This is a genomic window from Thermococcus fumicolans, assembly GCF_055386755.1.
The window spans coordinates 55,362-78,235 of record NZ_AP042424.1 but is presented as its reverse complement, the minus strand read 5'-3'; the positions used below and the strand labels follow the sequence as shown (position 1 = coordinate 78,235).

Sequence of the window (22,874 nt, the reverse complement as noted above, 5' to 3'; positions counted from 1 at the left end):
CTCATCTTCTCATCACGTCCAAAGCGGAAGCGAGGAGTATCAAAGAACCCCCGATTGCCGTGGTTACTCCGGGAACCTCGCCGAAGACGAGGAAGGCGTAGACGACAGCGCTCATCGGGTCGAGGTAGCTTAGTAGAGCCGCCTCGTTCACCTCCACAGTTTTGAGGCCGTCCATGTAGAGGAAGAGCGCGAGAACGGTGTGAACCACCACGAGAACCAGAACCGCCCACCAAACCGGCTCCCCGGTTCCCTGGACTGTCACGAGGGGAAGGAGAACAAGGGAAGCTATCGCCAGCTGGAGGAGCGTCAGAACCTTTCCGTCTACGTCCCTGAGGAACCGGCCGAAGTTAGGGATGAGCGCGTAGAAGAGGGCCGCTATGAGAGCCAGGAGTATCCCAACGAAGTCCTTGTCCCCGAGGCTGAGCTTCTGGCCGCTTATTATCAGCGCCAGCCCGAGGAAGGCCAGTCCTATCAGACCCCACCTCCACCCGGAAATCCTCTCTCCAAGGAAGCGCCACGAGATCAGCGTTGCCAGTATAGGCGCCGTGTAGTAGACGAGAACCGCGTTGGCTATGGTGGTGTAGTTGAAGGCGGTGAACAGGAACGCCCAGTTGAGGGCTAGAGCGATGCCGAGGCCGAGGAGCGGCTTCCATTTCTCCCTGAGCAGGCCGGGAAGCGCCTCGAGCTTTTCCCTCTCGAGAAGGCCGATCATGGCAACGAGGAGGAGCGCGCCGAGGGAGACCCTGGCGAATGCCACTCCCAGCCCGGAAAGTCCCGAGAACCGCGCGAAGATTCCGACGCTACCCCAGATGAGCATGGCGGTGGCTATCTTGACCCTTCCGTTCATATCTCATCCCCGTGTTCCTCGAGCCACCGCTCGTACTCCTCCCTGACTTCCTCCCGCCTGAAGTTGGGAACCGCGTCCTCGAAGGGGTTGAAGCGCTCCAGCTTTCCTTCGCTGTCGCCGATGTAGGTGGTTATCAAACCGACCTTTGAGTGCAGGCTCGACGGGACGCGGAGGATCCTTTTTACGTCTATGGTCACTTTTCCGTCGAAGTAGGCCTTTGAGAACGTGCTCGACAGGGCAAAGAGCTTTATCAGGGTCTTGTACCCTATCCCTTCGGGGAAGGCCGTGAGCATGGCTTTCCTGACGAAGCCCTCGTATATCTCCTCCCTTCTCTCCATCAGCTTTTCCGCCTGTCCCTTCCTCAGCCCCACGTTCAGGAGGTGGTTCGCGCTTATCCGCTTGATGAAGTACCCAAAGCGGAGACGGAAGACCCTGAAGTAGCCGGACGAGAGCATCACCTTCCTGTTCTGTACGTCCTCGAAGGTTACCTCCTCCGCCGCGCTGATATAAGCCAATATCTTCTCCCTCGCCTTTGAGTCGAGGTCGAGCGCCCAGTCGTCGAGAACCCTTATGTGATAACCCCTTCCCGAATAGACGACGTGGACGTCCTCGAAGCCGAAGTCCTCCTTTAAAACCACCAGGGTGTCCAGGGCGAGCTCTTTGGCGTCTTCAAGGCAGATCGGGCACACCTGCCCGCTCGGATGCTCGTTCTGACATCGTCTGAGGGGCAGATCCTTGGCGTCTATGTCGAAGACTAGTTCTGCCCCCAGCCACCCGCTCATCTCCCCGGGTCTCTCGTAGAGGGCCACGCTTGAGAACATCGCGTAGGGGGCGGTCGCTTTCACGTAGTCCTCCAGATCCCTGACGTCGCTGAACTCGTTCTTCCTGTCGCTGGGTCCCTCCCCGGTGTGGTCAAAGCCGAACTCCCTGTTCTCAAGGGTCTCCACTATGAACTCCGGCAGTTTCCTCGCGCCCCATTCCCCTGTGTAGTACTCCCTCCTCTCCTCCGGCGTCGCCTCCCTGAAGAGCATCAGTCCCCCTCCTCGCTCCGCTTTCCTTTGCGTTCGAGGTAGAGCCTCTTCAAATAGTAGGTTAGCGGGTTCTTTATCCCCCTGCAGAACCTGTCCGGCCTGCAAAGCTCGGGGGCGTTGGCCCTTATCTTGTCGCAGTTCGGCGGGAAGTACCACGTTGAGTTCCCACTGTCCTCCAGGGTTGGCTTGTCAGTGAACCCGAAGCCCAGGTGGTACCAGATGTTCTTTATTTCGTTCGGCTGATCCTCGAAGAGCGGCGGGCTGCAGCGGTTGCCGGCCTCGATTATGACGGGAAGGATCTCCCGCTCAACTACAGCCAGGTCGCTTACGCAGTCCTTCACCCTGACGTTTTTCTTTGGCGGGTTCGGGCATATCCTGGCGTAGCTCAGAAAGCTCGTGAGAAGGACGGTTATGGCGTAATTCCTCATCCCGCTGCCGACCCCGGAGAGGGCCGTTTTGACGCATGGTGGAAAGAGGTCAAAGCGGAGCGGCTGTGCTCCCACAGAGCCCAGGGCCTCTATCCTCTCCTTGAACTGCTCCCTGGCCACCTTGCTCAGTCTTTCGTGAAGTTTGGTGTAGAACTCCGGCAGTTCGTCCCTGATCTCGTAGAGGACGTTAACGGCCCTCTCAATGTTCCTCTCGAAGGCCTTCTTCCAGAGTCTCAGCACGTCGTCCCTCCTGAGGTACGCCCAGCTGTTTCGTATGTACACGTCCTTTAGGCTTCCCTCCCAGAGGGGTAGGAAGTGCCTGAGCCACATCTTGTAGGCGACCCTGAGCTTTTCCCTCTCTTCCTCGCCCAGCTCCCTGTGCCCCAGCTTCTCCAGGATGAGCCTGTCTCTCTTGGGGATCTCGTCCTCCCTTAGGGTTCTCACACGCAGGGAGAGTCCCTCAAGGTCTGAACTTTTCTGAATCCTCCTCAGGTATACCTCGGCGTTCCTGTCCCTGACGAGCTCCATCTCAAACCCGTAGGGTGAGAGCGCGAGGGCCCCGAGGAGGGCGTAGAACGTCATCAGATCCCTCCAGTCCTCCATAGAGAAGAGCTCCTCCGGGGGTTCCCCCTTCCAGCTCACCCTCCTGATGGGCTCGTCTAGATCAATGTATTCCGGGATCTTGAGAAGGAACTCCTCGATTCCACCGAACTCGCTTATTATCTCCCGGGCTCTCCTGCCGAAGGGATCGAGCATTATGGGTTACACCTGGGTTGTGTTGGGAGAACCGGATAAAACCCTTTCGGGGAAAAGCTTAAATATCCATTTCTACCCATCTTTGAGTAAGGGGTGAACAAAAATGATGCTAATCCTCGAGGAGTACTTCAAAAACTACCCCGCCAGGAGGAAGGTCGCCGAATTCCTCTTCGAGAACGGCCTCTCCGTGAAAACCGGGAAGATATACATCCGGGAGGTCGAGGTGCCGATAAGCGAGCTGGCTAGGGTCATAGGCGTCAACCGGAAGATAATCTACCACACCATCGAATACATCGAGAAAACCTACCCGCTCAAGCTCATCTTTGAGAGCCTCAACCCCTTGCCCAGTCTAATCGATGTGGCGCCGCTGATGGGGTGGGAGGTCCTTGAGATCGAGCTCGACAAGGACAAGTACCTCAAGGGCTTCCACAGGGTTCTCCAGCTCCTCCATGAGCACGGCGTTCCCGTTATGGAGGTCTTCAGCAGGAACCTGCGGGAGGAGCCCAGCAAGCTCTACATCGTCATCGACGGCACCTTACCTGTTGAGGCCTTCGTCAGGATAAAGGAGGCCGAGGGCTTTAGGAAGCTGATCATAAGGACGCCCGAAAAGGACAAGAAGAAGTACGTCTGTGAGTACTGCGAGGTGGAATACTGCCCCAAGAGGGTTCTGCTTGAGCGCATCTCCTCTACCCGACGACCCTGAATCCCTCAATTCCCTCCGGTTCTTCCCATTTTATCTCCACCTTCGTCACCCTGGCCATCGGCGGCCCCTGGTGGGCCCAGCCGATTAAAGCCTCAACCCTCTCCTCGTCCCCCTCGATTACGGCCTCGACCGTGCCGTCGGGGAGGTTCCTCACCCAGCCGTTAAGTCCCAGCTTTCTAGCTTCTCTCTGCATGCTCCACCTGAAGCCGACCCCCTGAACGCGCCCGTGTATCCGGAGGTGCGCCCTAACCCTCTCCATGACCCATCCCACCTATAGTTCCCCGCAACCGATTTAAGCTTATCCGTTGATTAACGGTCGGAGGTGAGTCGATGGAGGCGATATTCGTCTACACCACCTTTCCGGACTGGGAGAGCGCCCGGAAGGCTGTTAGGGAGATCCTTGAGCGGAAACTCGCGGTATGCGCCAACATGCGCGAACACGAGGCCATGTACTGGTGGGAGGGGGAGATAAGGGACGAGAAAGAAATCGGCGTCATCCTCAAGACCGAGGTGAGCAAGTGGAAGGAGCTGAGGGAGGCCATAAAGGAGCTCCACCCCTATGAGATCCCCGTTATAGCCAGAATTGACCTGGACAAGCTCAACCGCGAGTACTCCGAATGGATGGCGAGGGTGCTCTTCGGATGATACGGAAGGTCAAGCCTCAGATCCGCGTTCTCGGCTTCGACGACGGCACCTTCTCCTTTTCCTCCAAGCTTGGAAGGGAGAAAACCATCCTCATCGGCGTTGTCATGAAGGGTTCTCGGGGGGTAGTCGGCGTCCTCTCGCGCTGGATAACCATCGACGGAACCGATGCAACCGACGTGATGATAGATGCCGTTCTAAGCTCCCGCTTCAAGGATCTGCGCGTTATCCTCCTGAAAGGGATAACCTACGGGGGCTTCAACGTCGTGGACGTTGAGAGGCTTCACCGTGAGACGGGCCTTCCGGTGATCGTGGTCGTTAGAAAAAAGCCCGACATAGAGGCGATGGAGAACGCCCTTCGGAAGCACTTTCCGGATGCGGAAGATAGGATTAGACTCCTCAGGAAGGCCCCGCCGCTCGTCGAGCTTGTCTCTGGAAAACTCTACCTCCAGGCAGTAGGCGTTGACGAAAGAACTGCCGGGGAGATAGTCAGGGTAACCACCAAAACGGGTCTCATCCCCGAACCTCTTCGCCTTGCCCACATGATAGCCTCCGCCGTGATGACGGGGGAGAGCACGAGGGAGTAGGTTTATAAGCCCGCGGAAAAAGAAAGAAACGACCGATGATGGCAACAGGGTAGCTACCGAATCCTGATGTGGAAGCCGTTCCAGTCTGAGGTCTCATTCGCACGGTACGAGCAGTACCGGCATTTTTGCGTCCCTCATAACCCTCTCCGCGGTTGAGCCTAGGATGAGATCCTTGAGGAAGCTCCGCCCCTTCTTTCCGATCACGATTATGCTGGCCTTCTTTGCCAGTGCCATCCCTATTATGGCCTGACTAGCCGTCCCGACGGTTACCTCCTTCTCCATCGGTTTTGAGAAAGCCCTCGCGGTCTTCTCAAGGTTCGCCTTGGCGACCTCTATGTTGTGCTCCAGCTCCTCTATCTTCCCGTAGTCTACCGAGTGGACCAGTACACCGCTTTCCATTAGCTCCTCGAACTTCTTGGTCACTTGGACGATCTTCAGGGAGCACTTTGAGAAGTCGAGGGCCAGCAGGGGCCTTTTGAAGATGTTTGCGCAGGGCCCAAAGGTGGGCTCGAACGCATCGTCTTTCTCCTCGTACTTGAGGATCAGGACGGGCTTTTTCGACGTCCTAGTGAGGTTCGAGGCGGTGCTGCCCATGAACATCCTCCTCCAGATGTTCTCCCCAGCGCTCGGAATGATTATCAGGTCAATGTTCTCCCTGTTGGCGTACTCGGCGATCTCAACCGATGGTATCCCTATCGGGACGTCGGTGATTATTTTGGTTCCCCCGCTCGTCGCTTTTCTGAGCTCCTCGGCCAGCTCTGAGATCTTCTCCCTGTATATCTCCTGAACCGAGAATGCCTCGAACTCCAGAGTGGTTATGTCTATGACGTGGATGATGTGGAGCTCCTCGATCCCTAGGCGGAGGAAGTCGGGTATGCAGTTCCTCAGGGCGTGGAGCGAGACCTCCGAGAAATCGGTGGGATACAAAACTTTGCCAAACATCCTGTTCACCCCAGTATTTACTTGTGCTTCAATGCTTATTACTGTTGCCCACGCATTGGAAAGGATTATAACGCCCAGATCCAAGTTTGAACGGTGATCGCTGTGGTCAAGAGGGTTCACATCTTCGACTGGCATAAGGAGCACGCGAAGAAGGTTGAGGAGTTCGCGGGCTGGGAGATGCCAATCTGGTACTCCAGCATAAAGGAGGAGCACCTGGCAGTTAGAAACGGCGTGGCCATCTTCGACGTCTCCCACATGGGCGAGTTCATCTTCCGCGGTAAGGACGCCCTGGAGTTCCTCCAGTACGTCACTACCAACGACATAAGCAAGCCGCCCGCGATAAGCGGAACCTATACGCTGGTTCTCAACGAGAGGGGCGCTGTAAAGGACGAGACTTTAGTTTTCAACATGGGTAACGACACCTACATGATGGTCTGCGACAGCGACGCCTTCGAGAAGCTCGAGGCCTGGTTCAACGCGATAAAGCGCGGGATAGAGAAGTTCGGCGAGCTCGACCTTGAGATAGAGAACAAGACCTACGACATGGTCATGTTCTCGATACAGGGGCCGAAGGCGAGGGACCTCGCGAAAGACCTCTTCGGCATCGACATCAACGACCTGTGGTGGTTCCAGGCAAAGGAGGTCGAGCTCGACGGGATAAAGATGCTCCTCTCGAGGAGCGGCTACACCGGCGAGAACGGCTTTGAGGTCTACTTCGAGGACGCCAACCCCTACCACCCGGACGAGGGCAAGCGCGGAAAGCCGGAGAAGGCCCTCCACGTCTGGGAGAAGATACTCGAGGCCGGCGAGGAGTACGGCATAAAGCCGGCCGGACTCGGTGCGAGGGACACCCTTCGCCTTGAGGCAGGCTACACCCTCTACGGCAACGAGACCAAGGAGAAGCAGCTCCTCAGCACCGATATCGATGAAGTTACCCCGCTCCAGGCCAACCTCGACTTCGCCCTCTTCTGGGACAAGGATTTCATAGGCAAAGAGGCCCTCCTCAAGCAGAGGGAGCGCGGACTGCCCAGCAAGATGGTTCACTTCAAGATGGTCGACAAGGGCATTCCGAGGGAGGGCTACAAGGTCTACGCGAACGGCCAACTCATAGGAGAGGTCACCAGCGGAACCCTCTCGCCGCTTCTAGGAATTGGCATTGGAATAGCCTTCGTGAAGCCTGAATACGCGAAGCCAGGCGTCGAGCTGGAGATAGAGATAAGGGGCAAGGCAAAGAAGGCGGTAACCGTTGCTCCGCCCTTCTACGACCCCAAGAAGTATGGAGCCTTCAGGGAGGAGTGATTCCTCCCCTTATTTCCAAATTCTAACCCCTAACCTTTTCCGTACCCCCCAAAGGCTTATAGGTAATGGGGGCGTTACCTGGTAATGGGGGCATTACCTATGCTGTTCGATCCGAGGCCGAAGAGGAGGGTTGATGAGCTTTTTGACAGGAGGGAGGAGTTCAAAGCACTATCGTCAGCTAACGAGCCCCTGACGCTCTTCCTCGGAATCAGACGGGTTGGTAAAAGTTCGCTCCTCAGGGCCACGCTCAATGAAATCGAGAATGGAGTGTACATCGACTCGAGGAAGATGTACTTCGATTCTGGGGGCTGGATAACTGCCGATTCACTGAGGAGAGAGCTTGAGAGGGCACTCAACTCCCTGAGGGGAGATTTCAAGGGCGCACTCCTTGAGGTCATGAAAAGTGTTAGGGGCGTGAGGATCAGCAGACTTGAGCTTCGGTTCGAGAAGTCGGTCCAAATCTCCGATGTCCTCGAGGCCCTGAATGATCTCGGTGCGGTTATCGGGATAGACGAGGCCCAGTACCTCCGCTTCTACGGTTCCCGTGGGGGGAGGGAGTTCCTTGCCCTTCTCGCGTACGCCTACGACAACCTTGAGAACCTGAGGTTTATCCTTACGGGTTCGGAGGTTGACCTCCTCCATGACTTCCTCGGCCTCGACGAGTACGAGAGCCCTCTCTACGGGAGGAGCTATGGGGAAGTACGGTTAATGCCCTTTTCGAGAGGCCTTTCCATCGAGTTCCTCACTCAGGGGTTCGCCGAGGCTGGGGTTGAGGTTCCAAAAGAAGAGCTTGAGAGAGCAGTTGACATCCTCGATGGAATTCCCGGCTGGCTAGTGGACTTCGGGAGGGCCTACCTCCAGAGGAGGGAGCTGGAACCCGCCATTGAGAGTGTTCTGAAGAGGGCGGAGGGCTTTCTCCGCGGGGAGCTTAAGGAACTCGAAAGGAGAAGCCCCCGCTACGTCATGATACTTGAGGGCATCGCAAAGGGCTACAACCGCTGGGAGCTCCTCAGGGAGTATTTAGCCGTAAAGGGGCAGAACGTTCCAAAGGCGAGGCTCGCGGCGCTCTTGGACAGTCTGGAGAAGATGAGCTGGATAGTCAAGGAATCGAAGAATGGCAAGAGGAGGTACCGCATAGTCGACCCCGTTATCGAGAGGGTTCTAAAGGAGCGCGGATAAATTTTTATTCCCTTCGCTCTATTCCCAGCCATGTCCAAAAAGCACGCCGTCCTCTCCGTGCTCCTCTGGTCAACGGTGGCAAGTGCCTTCAAGCTCTCCCTGCGCTACATGAGCTCCCTTCAGCTGCTCTTCTACGCTTCCCTGACCTCGCTCGTCGTGTTTGGCATCCTCTACTCCCGCGAATTCTCGCCAAGGAAAGAAAACCTCCGTTCCGCCTACCTCGGCCTGATAAACCCCCTCTTATACTACACCGTCCTCTTCTCGGCCTACGACCGACTGCCAGCTCAGGAGGCGCAGGCTCTCAACTACACCTGGCCTCTGATGCTCGTTCTCCTCTCGATCCCGCTCCTCGGAAAGAGGCCGGGGACAAGGGCAGTGCTGGGGCTCTCCATTGGCTTCCTTGGAGCATTGATAGTGGCCACGAAAGGGAACATAACCGGCCTGAACTTTTCGGATCCAATCGGGATCGCCCTCGGCCTAGGAAGCGCGGTGATATGGGCCACCTACTGGCTGTTGAACCTGAGGGACGAGAGGCCACTTGTCGAGAAGATGTTCTGGAACTTCCTCTTCGGGTTCTCCTACATCCTAGTGGTTCTCGCGCTATCGGGCGGGCTTGCTGTTCCCCCCGTTGAGGGCCTCGCCGGAGCGGTCTACGTCGGCCTCTTTGAGATGGGCGTTACATTTCTCCTCTGGTATAAGGCGGTCGAGGGCGACATGGCGTTCGCCTCGAATTTGGCCTACCTCGTGCCCTTCCTGAGCCTCTTCTTCATCTCGGTTGTGGTTGGGGAGAGCATAGCGCCAGCGACCGTCCTCGGGCTGGCGATGATAGTCGGCGGTATAATAGTTGGGAAGGGAGGTTGAAGCTTTTTATTATCGGCGCCGAGGGCGTTTTTGGAGAATGAAACACTCACCAAAGGAGCAAGCGAGTAAAAACCCATTATAGGGGTCAAACCTTGTAAACAGGGCACTTCATTTTCCGCCAGCGCTTTCGCCAGAAAGGCTGTTGTGGTGGGCCCGCGGGGCTTCGAACCCCGGACCTCCCGCTTATCAGGCGGGCGCTCTGACCAGGCTGAGCCACGGGCCCGCGAGAAAGGTTCTGGTGCCCCGGCCGGGATTTGAACCCGGGTCGCGGGATCGAGAGTCCCGCATGATTGACCGGGCTACACCACCGGGGCGCGTCCGAAATTAGGGAGCCGGGAGGGTTTAAAAAGTTTTCGGATCTTTTGCCTCGGCCCATATCGCTCCGACCGCGGTCAGGTGGGCGAGCGTCCAGGCGATTCCCACTCCCGTTATCCCGTACGGCCCGAGGAGGAGGTAGCCCAAGGCTAGAAAAACCACTCCCCGGATTGAATTCAGTATCAGGATTATTTTGGGCTTTTTCTCCACAGTAAGCCTCGCCAGCTCTACGTAGGTTGCCCCAACCGGCCCTACTCCCAGTGCCATTGCCTTTAGCAGGCCTAAGGCGCTAGTGTAACCACTTCCGAAGAGCCCGAGTACTTGGGCCCCCAAAGCCCACACACCTGCAGTGGAAATCGCCCAGTAGGCCGTCAGGAGGAGAAAGATCCCCTCGAGCCCCTCACCCCTTCTCCACTCCCGTATCAGGATTGTCCCGAGGGCGGTTAGAGGAACTAAGAGGAGGTTCCCAACTGTGAATCCGATGTAGTAGTAGCCCGTCCACTCCCTCCCGAGCCTGAGGAGTATTATTGTGGGCATTAGGTACATCGGGACGAGGTTCACCACGTTACCTAGGTGGTTGCTCAGGGAAACGCCGATGCTCTCCCGCAGGAAGTCCTGATCGAAGCTGAGTTGGATGTACCTCCTTAGCCGACCTGCTCCGTACAGGAGCCCCAGTATTATCCCAGCGGCAAAAGAGAGGATGAGTCCCTGTGCCCCGAGTTCCCTTATGAAGGGCACTGGAACAACCCTGCTCCCGTACGCCACGCTCATTCCAACGTACGTCCCGGTTTTCCCCGCCGCTATGGCCAGGTATCCGAAAACGTTGTAGGCTGCCCCGAACGCTCCCGTGATGATTATTCCAGCCGCAGTCGACCATCCCCTAACGACCCCCCTGGGATTTAGGGCGGCGTAGGATGCGATAACGAGCACTGAGAGGAGGGTGGTGATTAACAGGGTCGTTCCGGCGCCCCTCTCTCCAAATCTGTCATAGAATCGGATGAGGCCAATGTTCAGGCCGAGGGTCGAGAGGGCAAACGTCAGATTCATGAACGAGATGATGGCTGAAGCCGCCCCGACGTCGGCTGGGGAGTAAAACCTGGAGGCCCCCCACCAGAACAGCAGGCCGGTGAGGGCGTTCATCATGGTGGCGAGGGTCAAATGCAGAGTGGGCCCGAGGAGCCGCCTCAGCTCCACCCGTCAGACCTCCTGAAGACTCCCCTGTCTAGTATGAGGTTCCCCCGCAGGTAGGTGTACCTTATGACCTCTCCCCTGACATCGTTGGGGATCTTGAACTCCTCCAGCCCCGAGACGTTGTACTCCCCGTAGAATACCCTCTTGCCCGAGTCGGTGTACCCGTATACCCTAAGCCTGTCCCCCGTTGCGTTGATGAAGCGCAGAACCAGCCCTCCCGACCTCTCGAGCACAACGTTGGGGTGGACGAGCCTGAATATCTTAACTTTGCCACCGTCGGAGTATACAAGCCTGTAATCCTTGGGATACTCCGTGGTGAACATGAGCTTTGCAAAGGGCGTTGAGAACGTTTTTCCGTCCATGAGAGCGGCATAGCCGTATTTGAGGTTAACGTACAGGTAGGCGTTGCCCGCTTTCTGCCCGCTCACGTTGGCCCTGAACAGGCCGTTGTTGTCCTCTATCCATACCTCCGCGGGGACGAACTGTGATCCCCCCGCCCTAACGAGTACGTCCCAGTCCCCACCTGAACCCTTCCTTATCGCCATCTGGTAGTTTCCGTTGGCGAAGATAAGCGCGTCCCCGTAGACCGTCTGCGGAAAGAGGGGGATGAGAACGTATCCCTCTCCACTATAACCTGCCGTCGATTTCACGGATCCCCACTTGAGCGTCGTGTCAAAGGAGACCGTAACGTAGTCGACCCCCAGCTCAAGAAGTTCTTCCTTTGAGGCGTTCCCGAGGTAGAACCTTGAGACGAGCCGGCTGGGAGTCCCCTGGGCAACCGCGGCCCTGTGCGCGAAGTACGTCACCCAGTGCCCGTGGTCCCACCACGTGAGGACGATATCGTTCTCGTTGGAGACGTTTCTCAGGTAGGTGAGGGCATCGACCCAGTTTTCGTCCACTATCGGTTTAATGTCTCCCGTGGCCTTCACCGTGTGGTAGCCCCCCCAGAGGAGCAGGAAGGAGACTATGAGCGCCCCTGCCTTTCTGGCGTTCATCTTTTCGGTCAGCTCTATGAGTTCCGCGGCCCCTATCCCAGCCGCTATGGCAATTCCGAGGGATCCTATAAAGAGGAAGCGCGTCCAGTAGAGTGCCAGCCCCATCAGCGGGAGTGCGACCCCGAGGGCGAAGGCGTCCCTAACGCTGAAATCCCTGAATGACAGCGGGTAGAAGAGCAGAAAGGCCAGAAACGCGTGGTAGGCCATCTTCATATCCCACCAGCCGGGCCTTGACATCTCCGCGGTGGCCGCTCCTCCAAACGAGCTCAGTCCCGAGGAGAGTATCTCGAGGGTCTCCCCGTACCTCCAGAGGAGCAGGACAAAGATGAAAACGCTTGCGAGAATGACGCCGGCGGTTCCGGCTTTACGTGCCTTCTCGGGGAGTTTTGACTTGATCCCCCAGACCACGCCGATGAGGAGCAGCGTCAGGGGGACCGGAACGAGAACGTGGAGGGCTAGATAAACGTCCTGGAGTATGCCGGGGTTGAGGCCCGTCAGGGACGCCAGCTGTTGCCCCTGCCAGTTTTCACTCCAGAACATCCCGAAGCCAAATACCCTCCCCAGGGCCGAAGCCAACAGGGCCCCCACCCACGTTGAGCCAGCGGTGAGGAGGGCATCCGTGAAGTAGTTCCCGCGGAAGAGGGAGTACGCGGCCAAAGCCGCGGCTGCGAGTAGGGGCAGGGCGAGGACGATGTAGTACGCACTCCAGAACGCGCTTGAGAGTCCTGCTGCTATTCCAGCGGCGAGATAAAAGAGGCTTTTCCTCCGGGTATTCCTTTCGTTCAGTCCGTAGGCCATGAGAACGAGAACCAGGGCGTACCAGAACAGGGCGTAGTTGTCGCCGCGGTAGTAGTTGGACATCGAACGGAAGACGTGGCCAAAGGAGAACGCCAGGATGATGGAGGACAGCGAGGCTACCTTCCTTGAGTAGAGTTCTTTCATTAGGTAGTACAGGAGGATGACGGTGAGAGCCCCGAACAGTGGGGGGGTGAGCTTGAATGCCCCCTCTACGGATAAACCCAGCGGGCTTCCGAGCCTGTAAATGACGTACGGAACTCCCCACATGCCCCTGGGGTGGAAGTGGTTTATGAGGAACCCCCACGGCCCCAGGGCGTAGGGGAAGTAGTTGACCCATCCGTGCTCTGAAACGTACTCTAGGTACGCGAGATGGAAGTAGGGGTCGTAGCCGACGGGGTATTTGAGCCGGTATGGGATGAGTCTCACGGCGAGTGCGGCCAAGAATATGGCGAGGGGGATAAGTTTTACCGCCCGATCAGGGAACAGCGGTAGAGAAACGCTTTTCCCCTTGCTCCCCGCCTTTGTTTCCCCTTTCTTTTTAGCGCCCATCCTTTCACACCCATTCGAGTTGAGTTCACCCCTATTAAATATTATGAAATGGGCAAACGCTTTATACCTTGGGGCCGTTAACATTTTGTTTAAACTGGGGGGTCTACCATGGAGAAGGGTACCAAGGTTTGGCTCGGGATTCTGACGGTTCTGGTGATCCTGCTCCTGCTCGTTGACGTGGGGGCAGTGATGTTCGCGATGAAGCTCAAGGGAACCGCGGCCTCCAGCGTGGACAAGGCCATAAGCTCGCTCCAGGACATGAAGGGAAAGACCTTCGAGGTAAAGGTTCCGGTTCACAGGAAGGTCAAGGTGCCCATCAACACCACGGTCGACGTTAAGGTCTCAAAGGTCTTCCACGTTCACATAAACAAGACCATCCAAGTCTCGGTTGACAAGACGTTTAGGGTGAACCTCAGCGATAGGGTGGAGGTGCCCATAAACCAGGAGGTAAGCTTTGAGGTTCCCATAGATAAGTGGGTCGACGTTCCGATAAACACTGTTACGAGGGTTCATATCGTCCAGGAGGTCAACACCACTGCCTACAACAAGGACATGAACCTCACACTGAACGTTACAGTCCCCATCGATAAGTGGGTGGACGTGCCCATAAACACCACGGTGAGGGTTCACATAACTACCACTGTTCCCGTCACGACTACGGTGAACACAACTGCCGAGGTGCCCATAGACACCACTGTTGAGGTGCCATTCCGCGATACCCTGGACGTCCCCATAGACACGACGGTGGAGGTGCCCTTTGACGACGTCATACAGGTTCCGATAAACGAGGAGCTAGAGGTCCCGATCGACATGGAGTTCACGATGAACCTGACTGCGAGCGACCTCGGACTTGACGAGATGATAGACCAGGCCATCGACATGCTCAAGCAGATAAAGTCGGGCCTCGGGTGAGCTTCCGTTAAACCTAAAAGCCCCTCCCCTATTTTTTTCAAGGTGAGTCGATGGACGTGTCAGTGATTCTGCCCACGATGAACGAGGAAGAGGCCATAAAGGAGGTTCTACCGAGGATAAAGAGGGTACTTGACGGTATGGGCCTGGAATACGAGGTAATCGTCGTTGACAAGAGCACCGACAGAACCGCTGAGATCGCGAGAGAATTCGGTGCGATCGTTGTGAGGCAGAGGGGAAAGGGCTACGGCGACGCCTACCTCGAGGGCTTTAGAAGGGCCAGGGGCAGGTTCGTTCTCATGATGGACCCCGACGGTAGCTACGATCCCGACGATATACCGGTCCTCCTCGAACCCCTCCTCAAAGGGGAGGCCGATCTTGTCATGGGGAACCGCCTGGGGGGTGAGATGGACGACGGTGCCATGCCCTGGCTCCACAGGAGGATAGGCAACCCCCTGCTAACCTGGGTTCTCAACCTCTTCTTCAAGGCTGGAATAAGCGATGCCCACTGCGGCATGAGGGCCATCAGGAGGGACGCCCTTGAAAGGCTCCCCCTGAAGTGCAGGGGGATGGAGTTCGCGAGCGAGATGGTCATAGAGGCAGCGAAGCACGGCCTCAGGATAAGGGAAGTCCCGATAAGGTACCACCGTAGGATAGGGAAGTCAAAGCTGAGCTCCTTCAGGGACGGGTGGAGGCACCTCCGCCTCATGCTCCTGTACTCCCCCACGTACCTCTTCCTCATTCCGGGTCTCTTTCTCCTCTTCCTCGGCCTTCTTCTGCTCGGCTACACCTACCTCTTTGAGCCGATAAGGATACACACGATGATACTCGGCTCGCTCCTCGTCATCTCGGGAACCCAGGTTCTGGGATTTGGTATCTCCGCCAAGGTTTACGCCGTCAAGGAGGGCTTTGAAAGGCCCGACAGGATAACGCGCTTCTTCATGAGGTACTCGATACTGGAGGAGGGTCTGCTCATAGGGGGCATCATGTCCCTAGTGGGTCTCATCCTTGGTGTCAGGCTCTTCCTTCAGTGGAGGGCGACCGGCTACGGGGCCCTCTTCCACATCGGGGACGCGGTTCTCATACTTACGCTCATAACCCTCGGCCTCCAGGCGGTCTTCTTCTCGTTCTTCATAAGCGTCTACATGCTCAAGGAGGGCTGACCTTGAGGATCCTCCTGGTTTCACCGTACTTCCCACCCGAGGGCGGCGGCCTTGAGAGCTACATCCTCTCGATGGCTGAGGATCTCTCAAAAGAGCACGAAATCCGGGTTATCTGTCTCAGCAGGGGGAGATCTTCCGTGGAGGAGATCCCCCTCAGTTCTGGTAAAGTCTTGGTGGAGAGGATCAAGGCGGGTTTAATTCTGTCAAACACTCCGATAAGTGCCCGCTTTGTAATGAGGCTTTTTTCGGTTGTCAAATCATGGAAGCCGGATCTGATGATAGCCCACACCCCTGTTCCCTTTGCCGCCGACGTTGCGTCCCTTGCTTCGATGGTCTTCGACATCCCCCTGATAGTCGTCTATCACACCCTGGGCCTGAGGAAGGGCTCTCCCCTCGATGCCCTCGCGCTGCTCTACTCAAAAACCCTTGAAAAGCTTCTCCTGTCAAGGGCCAAATCCCTCGTCTCCGTTTCCCCTTCCGTCAGAGACTACCTGAGACAGAGGGGATTATTTTCGATCGTAGTTCCCCCGAGGCCGAGGTCAGAGCTCTTCAGACTGGCATCCTCCTCGCTGCCGAAGAAGGAGAAAGCCATACTCTTCGTCGGCCAGCTCTCCAGCTATCACCGCTTTAAGAACTTCGAGCTTCTCCTCAGGGCTTTTGCCGAGGTTTCGCGGGAGCACCCGGACTGGATCCTCTGGGTCGCTGGAGGGGGTGATCTGCTGGAGCACTACCGTGCCTTCTCTAAGGGGCTGGGGATCTCTGATAAGGTGATGTTTTTCGGGCCCGTTGCCGAGCCTGAAAAGCTGGCCGATCTCTATCGGAGGGCCTCTATACTCGTTCTCCCGTCTTCCTTTGAGTCGTTCGGTCTTGTGGTTGTTGAGGGCATGCTTTTCGGGGCGGTTCCGGTTGTTTCACTCGAGGTGGCCGGCAACTTCAGGGGTTCGGGTTTGGAAGCCGAAAAATGCTTCATAACCCTACGGCAAAAATCTGAACTCCCTTCGCTGTTGAACGAACTTCTCTCGGATCCGAAAGCCTTAAAAAAGGTTAGTGGAAGGGCTATTGGGTGTGGAATCCCAAAAGGGCTACCCCCTCGGTCTGAGTGGGCTCGGCTTCTTCGAGACACCAATCTTCTGGAAAAATTCTGAATAGGATGGGTTTTTTCTCACGAAATTAGCTTTTGTGCCTTCAATTATTAAATAATGCTCGGTAATCGGGCGAAAGGTTTATATTTCTTCGCCTGCTTATATGGTATTGGCCTTCCATGAGGCCGGCCTCAAAGAGTGGCAAAAAAGGAAGGTAGGTGAAGTAGTATGAATAAGCGCAGGAAAGCGCAGACCTTTAGTTTGTTGTTGGTATTTTTAATGGTGGCTTCAGTGCTTCCAGGGACGTTCTTTAAGCCAGTGAGCGCAGCGCCTCAAATACAGATTGAGAGCACTGACTTTTACCTGGGAGCATTTGGCACAAACCAGGTTCCGAATCCCTTCGTGGGCTACCCAGCGAACCTCTCCGTGAACGTCAGCGGTGACTACAACTACAACTTCCAGGTCCTTGTTTACTACAACGAGTCAGGTACTCTCGTCCTCCAGACTCAGAGCGGTCTGATAAACCTCGGTGACGACCTCTGGGAGGTTGTCAACCTGACCCTTCCGGAGATCCCGGAGAGCGCTACTGAGGTCGTAATCTCAGCGCAGGTTATCTCAATCATCGGTGGCAATATCTCCGTTGCTTATGAGACCACGGCGAAGATCCCAGTTAAGAGGAGCCCGGTTGAAGACTACGACAACCTTGGCATCGTCAGTACTGTCCCGTACTGGGACGGATCCGCTTGGCAGAACAACGCCGCCTTCAAGAACATACCGTTCAACCTCACCCTGACCGTTGACTTCAACGACACTCTCGTTGCAGGTTACGGTTCCCTCCTCCCGAACGAGACCGAGCTCAAGGCCTACCTCTACGCCGGCTCCGATAAGATAGCGACCGGCGTTGTTGAGGGACCGAGCAGCTCATTCAACGACTACCGCATCAACTTCACTAACGTCGTGAGCCCCAGCATAAGCTACCTCACCCTCGTTCTCAACGACACCAAGCACGGCCTTACCTACACGATACCGCTCAACGAGACCGGAAAGACAGCTCAGGTTCACGACTGGTGGCTCAACGTAACCTCCGCAATAAGCGGAAGCTGGGGCAACTCCCTCGGCAACACTGCGGTTGTCAAGTTCGCCCCGTTCAACGTTACATTCACAATAACTTCAAACAGCAGCCTTGGAAAGCTTGGCCTCAACGCGACCGGTAACTTCGAGCTCCAGGGTGCCTCAGAGGCCACCCCGATGAGCGGCACCTTCAACCTCACCAACGGTGTTAACACCACCACCGTCTACAACGTCTCCGCCGACCCGCTCGTGGTCACCTTCAGCCTGCCTGGATATGGCGTCCAGACGACAGTCACCATAAACGTCTACGACTGGCAGGTCAACGTCGACGCGGAGATATACATCTACGACGACCAGAACGAGCCCTACAACCTGACCTCAAATGAGGCGGGATACGGATTCTACAAGGACATTCCAGCCACGATGCTCGTCAAGTTCAACTACACCAACTCGACCCTTCCAGAAGAGCTCGTCCTCATCAACAGCACTGCCACGGTAGAAGTCTACTACGGCGACGACCTCATATGGAGCGACGACAACGTTACCGTCACCAACGGTGAGGGTCAGGTCTTCGTCAACCTCACCAACGTGAGCTTCATTGCCCACGACGCCACCAAGAAGATAAGGGTCGTCGTCAAGGACAACAACTACGCCAAGTGGGGCGACAAGGACATTAAGGTCTACGACTGGGGAATTGACGCCTACTTCCAGAGCGTCTACACCTTTGGCCAGACAGCCACCGACCACTTCACCAAGAATATACCTGGCAACTTCACGTTCTGGGTTGACTTCGAGTACTACACCGTTACCACCCAGCCGGTTTACGACGACTGTGGATGTGTAATTGGATACGAGAACGTCACCGACTTCGCTGGATACCTCCCGTTCGTTCCGAAGACCCAGCTCAACGTGAGCGTCGTTGGGCCTGGCGTCAACGAGTGGTTCCTCCTCAACGTGACTGACGTGAGCGACTTGTACGCTATCTCAGAGCTCCTCACCTTCACCGATACCGGAAAGGCAACCGTCACCGTCACCGACACCCAGTACGGAAGGAGCGACAGCTTCACCATTGACATCGAGCCGATAACCACTTACCTCTCCGACTGGAACGTCTACCAGTTCGGTACCGGTACTGCCCACTGTGACAGCCCGACGACTAATGCCTTCGTCGACCACGTGCCGGCCAACCTGACCTACGATATAACCGTTGACTTCCCGATCGATGAGGCCTACGTCAACGTCACCTTCTATGGGCCCAACGGCGAGATCTACGGTCCGTTCGAGTACTACGTCAACACCACCAACGGTGGGCTCACGGTAGCTGGCGACACTTCATACGTCCACCTCAACGTCAGCCAGCTCATGCAGTTCAACGAGAGCGGGTACGTCACCCTCGAGTGGAGCATGCTCATCTTCGCCAACGGCAGTACCTACAGCACCACTCTGGCAGGTAGTGGCGACATCTACGTTGAAGACTGGCCGGACATCGATGCGTACGTGACCAATGGCAAGTTCTACGTTGGAGTCATGAGCAACCTCTACCTCAACGGACGTGACAGGTTCCAGTTCCCGGTTAACGCCAACGTCAGCGTCCACATAACCGGCCCGAACTACGACAAGTGGGTTAACAGGACATACACCTACGAGGACGTCTGTGTATACGGACCTTACTTCAACGACCTCTTCAGCGAGGTCCTTGAGGACCTCCAGTTCAACGAGACCGGCACCGTGACCGTCGACTGGAGCATAACCTACTGGGACGACAGCCTTGGCCTCAAGCCGTTCACCTACAGCGGCGTTGAGACGTTCCCTGTTGAGAAGTGGTACGTCCAGTTCGAGGCCGCGCCCGACAGCCTCACCGTCGGCCAGGACGCTCTCCTTGGCATAAACATCGGCGTCTACCCGGACGATTCAAGGCTCAGGTACAGGACCTACAACGTCAGCATCGAGCTCCCGAATGGCCAGACGTTCTGGAAGCTGGCCACTGGAGACTACAGGGAGGACATGGACGTCTACTTTGAGATACCCGGCGAGAACATCACCGTTCCGGGCGTTGCCAAGATAACCGTCAGCGACGTTGAAAGCAACGGCCTCGTCAAGGCCGTCCAGTACATACCGGTCTACCCGAACATCGAGTACAACAAGAAGTACATCGACGTGACCGTTACCCCGGACGAGATCTACAAGTACCAGACCGGCAACTTCACGATCGACCTCCAGTACATGGGCGTCAGCGGCAACGTCATCTACCCGATCGACGCTGACAGCATGGTCAACGTTACCGTCTACGTCGGTGGAGAGATAGCCTACACCCAGATCGTGCCGATGCACAACAACAATGGCCGCGCCACAATAACCGGCATAGCCCTCGACGCAACCGGTCCGATAACCGTTGAGGTCAAGGACCTCACCGACCCGACCATCGCGGGCGTCGCCACCGTCAACGTCGAGCCGTGGAAGGTCGACGTCACCTTCGAGCCGACCAAGGTCTACAAGTACATCCCTGTCAACCTGACCGTTGTTGCACAGCCGAACGTCACCGCCATAAGCCCGGACGACCTCGAGGTATACGTCAACGGCGAGCTCTACACCGGTGAGGCCTTCGAGGTCACCCTCACCGAGGACACCAACTACACCGTCACCGTCTACTACGTCAGCGACCTTGGCAACAAGTACCTCATGTACAACGAGACCTACACCGTTGACGTGCTCGACTGGGGCATCAACGTTGAGACCCACCCACTCTACGTCCACCCGCAGTTCGAGAACAGCCTCGTCTTCCCGTTCACCTACGTTGACGAGAACAACGAGACCGTTCCGTTCACCGGAACTGCCAACGTCACCCTCGTCCTGCCCGACGGCCAGACCTTCACCGGCACCTTCGAGGTCGTCAACGGCGAGGGAACCATCGACTTCGGTAGCGCCGTGATCAACGAGACCGGAACCGCTGTCCTGACCGTTATCCAGTTCATCGGCGCCTACAACGTCACCAAGACCGTCGAGATACCGGTGGACGAGCTCGTCAAGATCGTCAGCGTTGAGCCGTCGGTGGTCTACGCCGGCGTGCCGACCGAGCTCAGGGTCTACGTCCACTCCGGTGCCAACGACTACGAGAACATCGTCGTCACGATCGACGGAACCGAGCTCGAGTACCTTGGCGGTGGAGTCTACGCCGCGAACGTTACCCTCGAAGCTGGCAACTACACCATAACCGTCTACGACTCACTCTACAACGTCACCGACACCGAGACCATAACCGTCGAGGGCTGGCACCTCGTCATGAGCGCCGAGCCAAGCACCTTCCCGGCCGCAACACTCAGGACCATAACCATCACCGTTAAGGCCGTCCTTGACAGGAACAGCTCAATGATAGCCGAGATCGACGATGTCTTCACCGGTGAGGCCGTCTTCAACAACACCGACCTCTACCCGATCAGCACGGCTTTCACCGTCAACATGGTGAACGGTGTTGGCTCAACCGAGATCCAGCTCTACGCCCCGGACGTCGGAAAGTACTTCATCTCTGGTGAGGACAAGTACGGCAAGACCGCCGAGCTCGAGCTTCCGGTCACCTCCCCAGACATGAGCAAGCTCGCGTGGGTCTACACCAGCATCAAGAAGGAGGGCAGCCTCGAGTCACCGAACGAGACAACCGTCATATACGTCGCCTTCAACAACAGGGAAGGCCCGTACGTTCCGGCCTACGACTTCGTCAACCACAAGCAGGTCGTCGGAACCACCGAGGCAGTCTTCCCGCTCGCCCCGGTCGAGGAGTTCAAGCTCTACGTCATAGCAGTCCCGCTTGAGATCGCCAAGGACGTCCCGTACATCGAGGACATAACCACATTCGCCAAGACCTGGAACGTCACGAAGACCTACTACAACGTCACCCCGGAGGTCGAGCAGATCGACGAGATTACCTGGAGCATCACCGTCAACGTCGACGGAAACATAACCACCTACACCTACACCTACAAGCCGCCGATGGCTCCGGGTGTCATTCCGATCGAGCCGCAGGCTTCCTCAGTCTGGGGCAACGCCATCTACACCGGAGTCACCAAGGAGGTAGCTGAGGTCGTCCCGCTCGAGGGCTTCAGCGAGGTCATCCAGCTCACCCCGAGCCTTGAGATCGAGCGCGTTACCCCAATGGACATACAGCCGGCGCAGGAGGGCGCCTACTTCGACTTCAAGGCCAAGCTCTACGTCGAGAACGCGGAGGAGCAGTTCGACGAGCAGTTCCAGGAGAAGGTAGTCCCGCAGATCGAGGCCTGGACATTCCTCCCGGACGACGAGAAGGAGAGCCTCATCAACGAGCTCTACACCATGGCCGGCAACATCAGCGCCGCCAACGGTCCGCTCGCTGGCAGAGCCCTCGAGTTCCACGTTGACAGCAGCATAGCTTACGTCGAGCCGACCAACGCCACCACCGACGAGAACGGTATTGCAACCTTCAAGGTCTACTCGGCTGCCAAGACCGGAATGACTCCAGAGGAGCTCATGACCCTCATGGGTGAGGTCAACGTCTACGCCACCTACGACGGCATCACCAGCAACGTCGAGACCGTCAAGTTCGGCGGAATCGGCAGCGTCGCCGGTATCGTCATGGACGAGAACAACAACCCGGTCGTCGGCGTCAAGGTCGTGCTCTACACCTTCAACGGAACCGAGTGGGTTCCGGCTGTTGACTACGCTGGCAACGAGCTCAGCGTTATCACCGACGCCAACGGTCACTACGAGATCGACGGCATCCCGGCCCTTCCGCCGCTCAGCGTCTACAGAGTGGTCGCCATCGTGGGCGACACCGCGGCAGGCTTCGCCGAGGTTGCAGTCTCACCGTTCCAGACCTCACCGGCCAACATAGTCGTCGGCTACACCGAGACCCCGCATGGACTTGCCGCCTTCCTCCACGACGTCCAGACCGGCAACGCTAAGATCGTCATCGGCGAGAACGTCCTCAGCTCCGTCGACTACCACGCCATGGACTTCATCCTCGACATCATCGGTGTCACCCCGACCTACACCCCGAGCAACCTCAACATCGGAGCCGGAGACGTCATAATAGCTGTCGGTGGTCCTGAGGCCAACGCCGTAACCGCCGAGTACCAGGCCATTGCCCCGGTCAAGATGGAGAACGTCAACGGTACCATCTACATCAAGGTCGGCAACGAGACCGTCGCCAACTGGACCGCTCCGGCTGTCTGGTGGAACGTCACCAAGGGCTACTGGGTCATCCAGAAGGTCGTTGACAGCGACACCGGCGCGACCATCTACATGATCTACGGTACCGACGCCGACAGCACCTGGGCTGCCGCCTACTACTTCAGCGAGCACTTCAGCGAGCTCAACGGCGTCAACTACGTCGTCGGCTGCTGGAAGGACACCGACAACCTCATCTACAGCCCAGCGTTCCTCAAGTTCGCCAGCGAGGACACCAACGGATTCAGCCCAGGCGACAAGATCGGAGTAGTAATCGAGGGCTGAGGCCCTCTCTTCCAAACTTTTCTTTTCTATTAATTTTACCGATAT

The 22,874-nt window shown here is 56.9% G+C and carries 17 protein-coding genes and 2 tRNA genes; 10 read left to right on the top strand and 9 right to left on the bottom strand.

The features are described 5' to 3' along the window. Nucleotide 1: 1 nt before the first annotated feature. Genes ACZ5AM_RS00385 through priL form a run of 3 tightly spaced genes read right to left on the bottom strand, consistent with a single transcriptional unit; the run spans nucleotide 2 to nucleotide 3,062 of the window. Nucleotides 2-847, bottom strand: coding sequence for a DMT family transporter (locus tag ACZ5AM_RS00385; RefSeq protein WP_464915039.1), 846 nt, complete (start codon nucleotides 845-847; stop codon nucleotides 2-4). Next, nucleotides 844-1,878 (bottom strand): DNA primase catalytic subunit PriS, encoded by a 1,035-nt coding sequence (gene priS, locus ACZ5AM_RS00380; RefSeq protein WP_464915038.1) that lies wholly within the window; start codon nucleotides 1,876-1,878, stop codon nucleotides 844-846. The genes ACZ5AM_RS00385 and priS overlap by 4 nt, the downstream gene beginning before the upstream one ends. Continuing rightward, entirely contained in the window at nucleotides 1,878-3,062 is a 1,185-nt protein-coding gene (priL, locus tag ACZ5AM_RS00375) for a DNA primase large subunit PriL (protein ID WP_464915037.1), read from the bottom strand. The genes priS and priL overlap by 1 nt, the downstream gene beginning before the upstream one ends. A gap of 103 nt (nucleotides 3,063-3,165) precedes the next feature. Between priL and ACZ5AM_RS00370 the strand changes: the two genes are divergently transcribed. Beyond that, nucleotides 3,166-3,765, top strand: a complete 600-nt coding sequence (locus ACZ5AM_RS00370; RefSeq protein WP_464915036.1) for a regulator of amino acid metabolism, contains ACT domain protein — start codon at nucleotides 3,166-3,168, stop codon at nucleotides 3,763-3,765. Here the strand turns inward: ACZ5AM_RS00370 and ACZ5AM_RS00365 are convergent. Beyond that, nucleotides 3,749-4,024 carry an acylphosphatase gene (locus ACZ5AM_RS00365; protein ID WP_464916177.1) on the bottom strand — a complete coding sequence of 92 codons (276 nt, stop codon included), beginning with the start codon at nucleotides 4,022-4,024 and terminating at the stop codon, nucleotides 3,749-3,751. The genes ACZ5AM_RS00370 and ACZ5AM_RS00365 overlap by 17 nt on opposite strands. 71 nt (nucleotides 4,025-4,095) lie before the next feature. On the opposite strand from ACZ5AM_RS00365, the gene cutA reads away from it, so the two are divergent. Then, nucleotides 4,096-4,410, top strand: coding sequence for a divalent-cation tolerance protein CutA (gene cutA / locus ACZ5AM_RS00360; protein WP_464915035.1), 315 nt, complete (start codon nucleotides 4,096-4,098; stop codon nucleotides 4,408-4,410). Then, a complete protein-coding gene (locus ACZ5AM_RS00355) occupies nucleotides 4,407-4,994 on the top strand; it encodes an endonuclease dU (protein ID WP_464915034.1) in 588 nt (195 codons plus the stop codon). Before cutA ends, ACZ5AM_RS00355 begins: the two co-directional genes overlap by 4 nt. Before the next feature lie 93 nt (nucleotides 4,995-5,087). Here the strand turns inward: ACZ5AM_RS00355 and ACZ5AM_RS00350 are convergent, their stop codons facing one another. Beyond that, entirely contained in the window at nucleotides 5,088-5,936 is an 849-nt protein-coding gene (locus ACZ5AM_RS00350; protein ID WP_464915033.1) for a universal stress protein, read from the bottom strand. A gap of 102 nt (nucleotides 5,937-6,038) precedes the next feature. Here ACZ5AM_RS00350 and gcvT point away from each other — a divergent pair, with 102 nt between their 5' ends. The 3 genes from gcvT to ACZ5AM_RS00335 all read left to right on the top strand — a co-directional run bounded on the left by gcvT (nucleotide 6,039) and on the right by ACZ5AM_RS00335 (nucleotide 9,275). Then, a complete protein-coding gene (gene gcvT / locus ACZ5AM_RS00345) occupies nucleotides 6,039-7,235 on the top strand; it encodes a glycine cleavage system aminomethyltransferase GcvT (RefSeq protein WP_464916176.1) in 1,197 nt (398 codons plus the stop codon). A gap of 84 nt (nucleotides 7,236-7,319) precedes the next feature. Beyond that, nucleotides 7,320-8,414 (top strand): AAA family ATPase, encoded by a 1,095-nt coding sequence (locus ACZ5AM_RS00340; RefSeq protein WP_464915032.1) that lies wholly within the window; start codon nucleotides 7,320-7,322, stop codon nucleotides 8,412-8,414. A 30-nt stretch (nucleotides 8,415-8,444) separates the two neighbouring features. After that, nucleotides 8,445-9,275 (top strand): DMT family transporter, encoded by an 831-nt coding sequence (locus tag ACZ5AM_RS00335; RefSeq protein WP_464915031.1) that lies wholly within the window; start codon nucleotides 8,445-8,447, stop codon nucleotides 9,273-9,275. A gap of 145 nt (nucleotides 9,276-9,420) precedes the next feature. Here the strand turns inward: ACZ5AM_RS00335 and ACZ5AM_RS00330 are convergent. The 4 genes from ACZ5AM_RS00330 to ACZ5AM_RS00315 form a co-directional block, all read right to left on the bottom strand. Continuing rightward, a tRNA-Ile gene (locus ACZ5AM_RS00330) sits at nucleotides 9,421-9,498 on the bottom strand. Between the two features lie 13 nt (nucleotides 9,499-9,511). Further along, a tRNA-Glu gene (locus tag ACZ5AM_RS00325) sits at nucleotides 9,512-9,589 on the bottom strand. Between the two features lie 28 nt (nucleotides 9,590-9,617). Beyond that, entirely contained in the window at nucleotides 9,618-10,784 is a 1,167-nt protein-coding gene (locus tag ACZ5AM_RS00320) for a lipopolysaccharide biosynthesis protein (protein WP_464915030.1), read from the bottom strand. Beyond that, on the bottom strand, nucleotides 10,775-13,123 hold the full coding sequence (locus ACZ5AM_RS00315) for an STT3 domain-containing protein (RefSeq protein WP_464915029.1): 2,349 nt from the start codon (nucleotides 13,121-13,123) through the stop codon (nucleotides 10,775-10,777). The genes ACZ5AM_RS00320 and ACZ5AM_RS00315 overlap by 10 nt, the downstream gene beginning before the upstream one ends. 108 nt (nucleotides 13,124-13,231) lie before the next feature. On the opposite strand from ACZ5AM_RS00315, the gene ACZ5AM_RS00310 reads away from it, so the two are divergent. The 4 genes from ACZ5AM_RS00310 (at nucleotide 13,232) to ACZ5AM_RS00295 (ending at nucleotide 22,829) form a co-directional block, all read left to right on the top strand. Then, nucleotides 13,232-14,035 carry a hypothetical protein gene (locus tag ACZ5AM_RS00310; RefSeq protein ID WP_464915028.1) on the top strand — a complete coding sequence of 268 codons (804 nt, stop codon included), beginning with the start codon at nucleotides 13,232-13,234 and terminating at the stop codon, nucleotides 14,033-14,035. A gap of 50 nt (nucleotides 14,036-14,085) precedes the next feature. Continuing rightward, nucleotides 14,086-15,195, top strand: a complete 1,110-nt coding sequence (locus ACZ5AM_RS00305; protein WP_464915027.1) for a glycosyltransferase family 2 protein — start codon at nucleotides 14,086-14,088, stop codon at nucleotides 15,193-15,195. A gap of 2 nt (nucleotides 15,196-15,197) precedes the next feature. Next, nucleotides 15,198-16,340 (top strand): glycosyltransferase family 4 protein, encoded by a 1,143-nt coding sequence (locus tag ACZ5AM_RS00300; RefSeq protein WP_464915026.1) that lies wholly within the window; start codon nucleotides 15,198-15,200, stop codon nucleotides 16,338-16,340. 216 nt (nucleotides 16,341-16,556) lie between these two features. Further along, complete coding sequence (locus ACZ5AM_RS00295; protein WP_464915025.1) at nucleotides 16,557-22,829, top strand: carboxypeptidase-like regulatory domain-containing protein; 6,273 nt, start codon at nucleotides 16,557-16,559, stop codon at nucleotides 22,827-22,829. The last annotated feature ends 45 nt before the right edge of the window (nucleotides 22,830-22,874 follow it).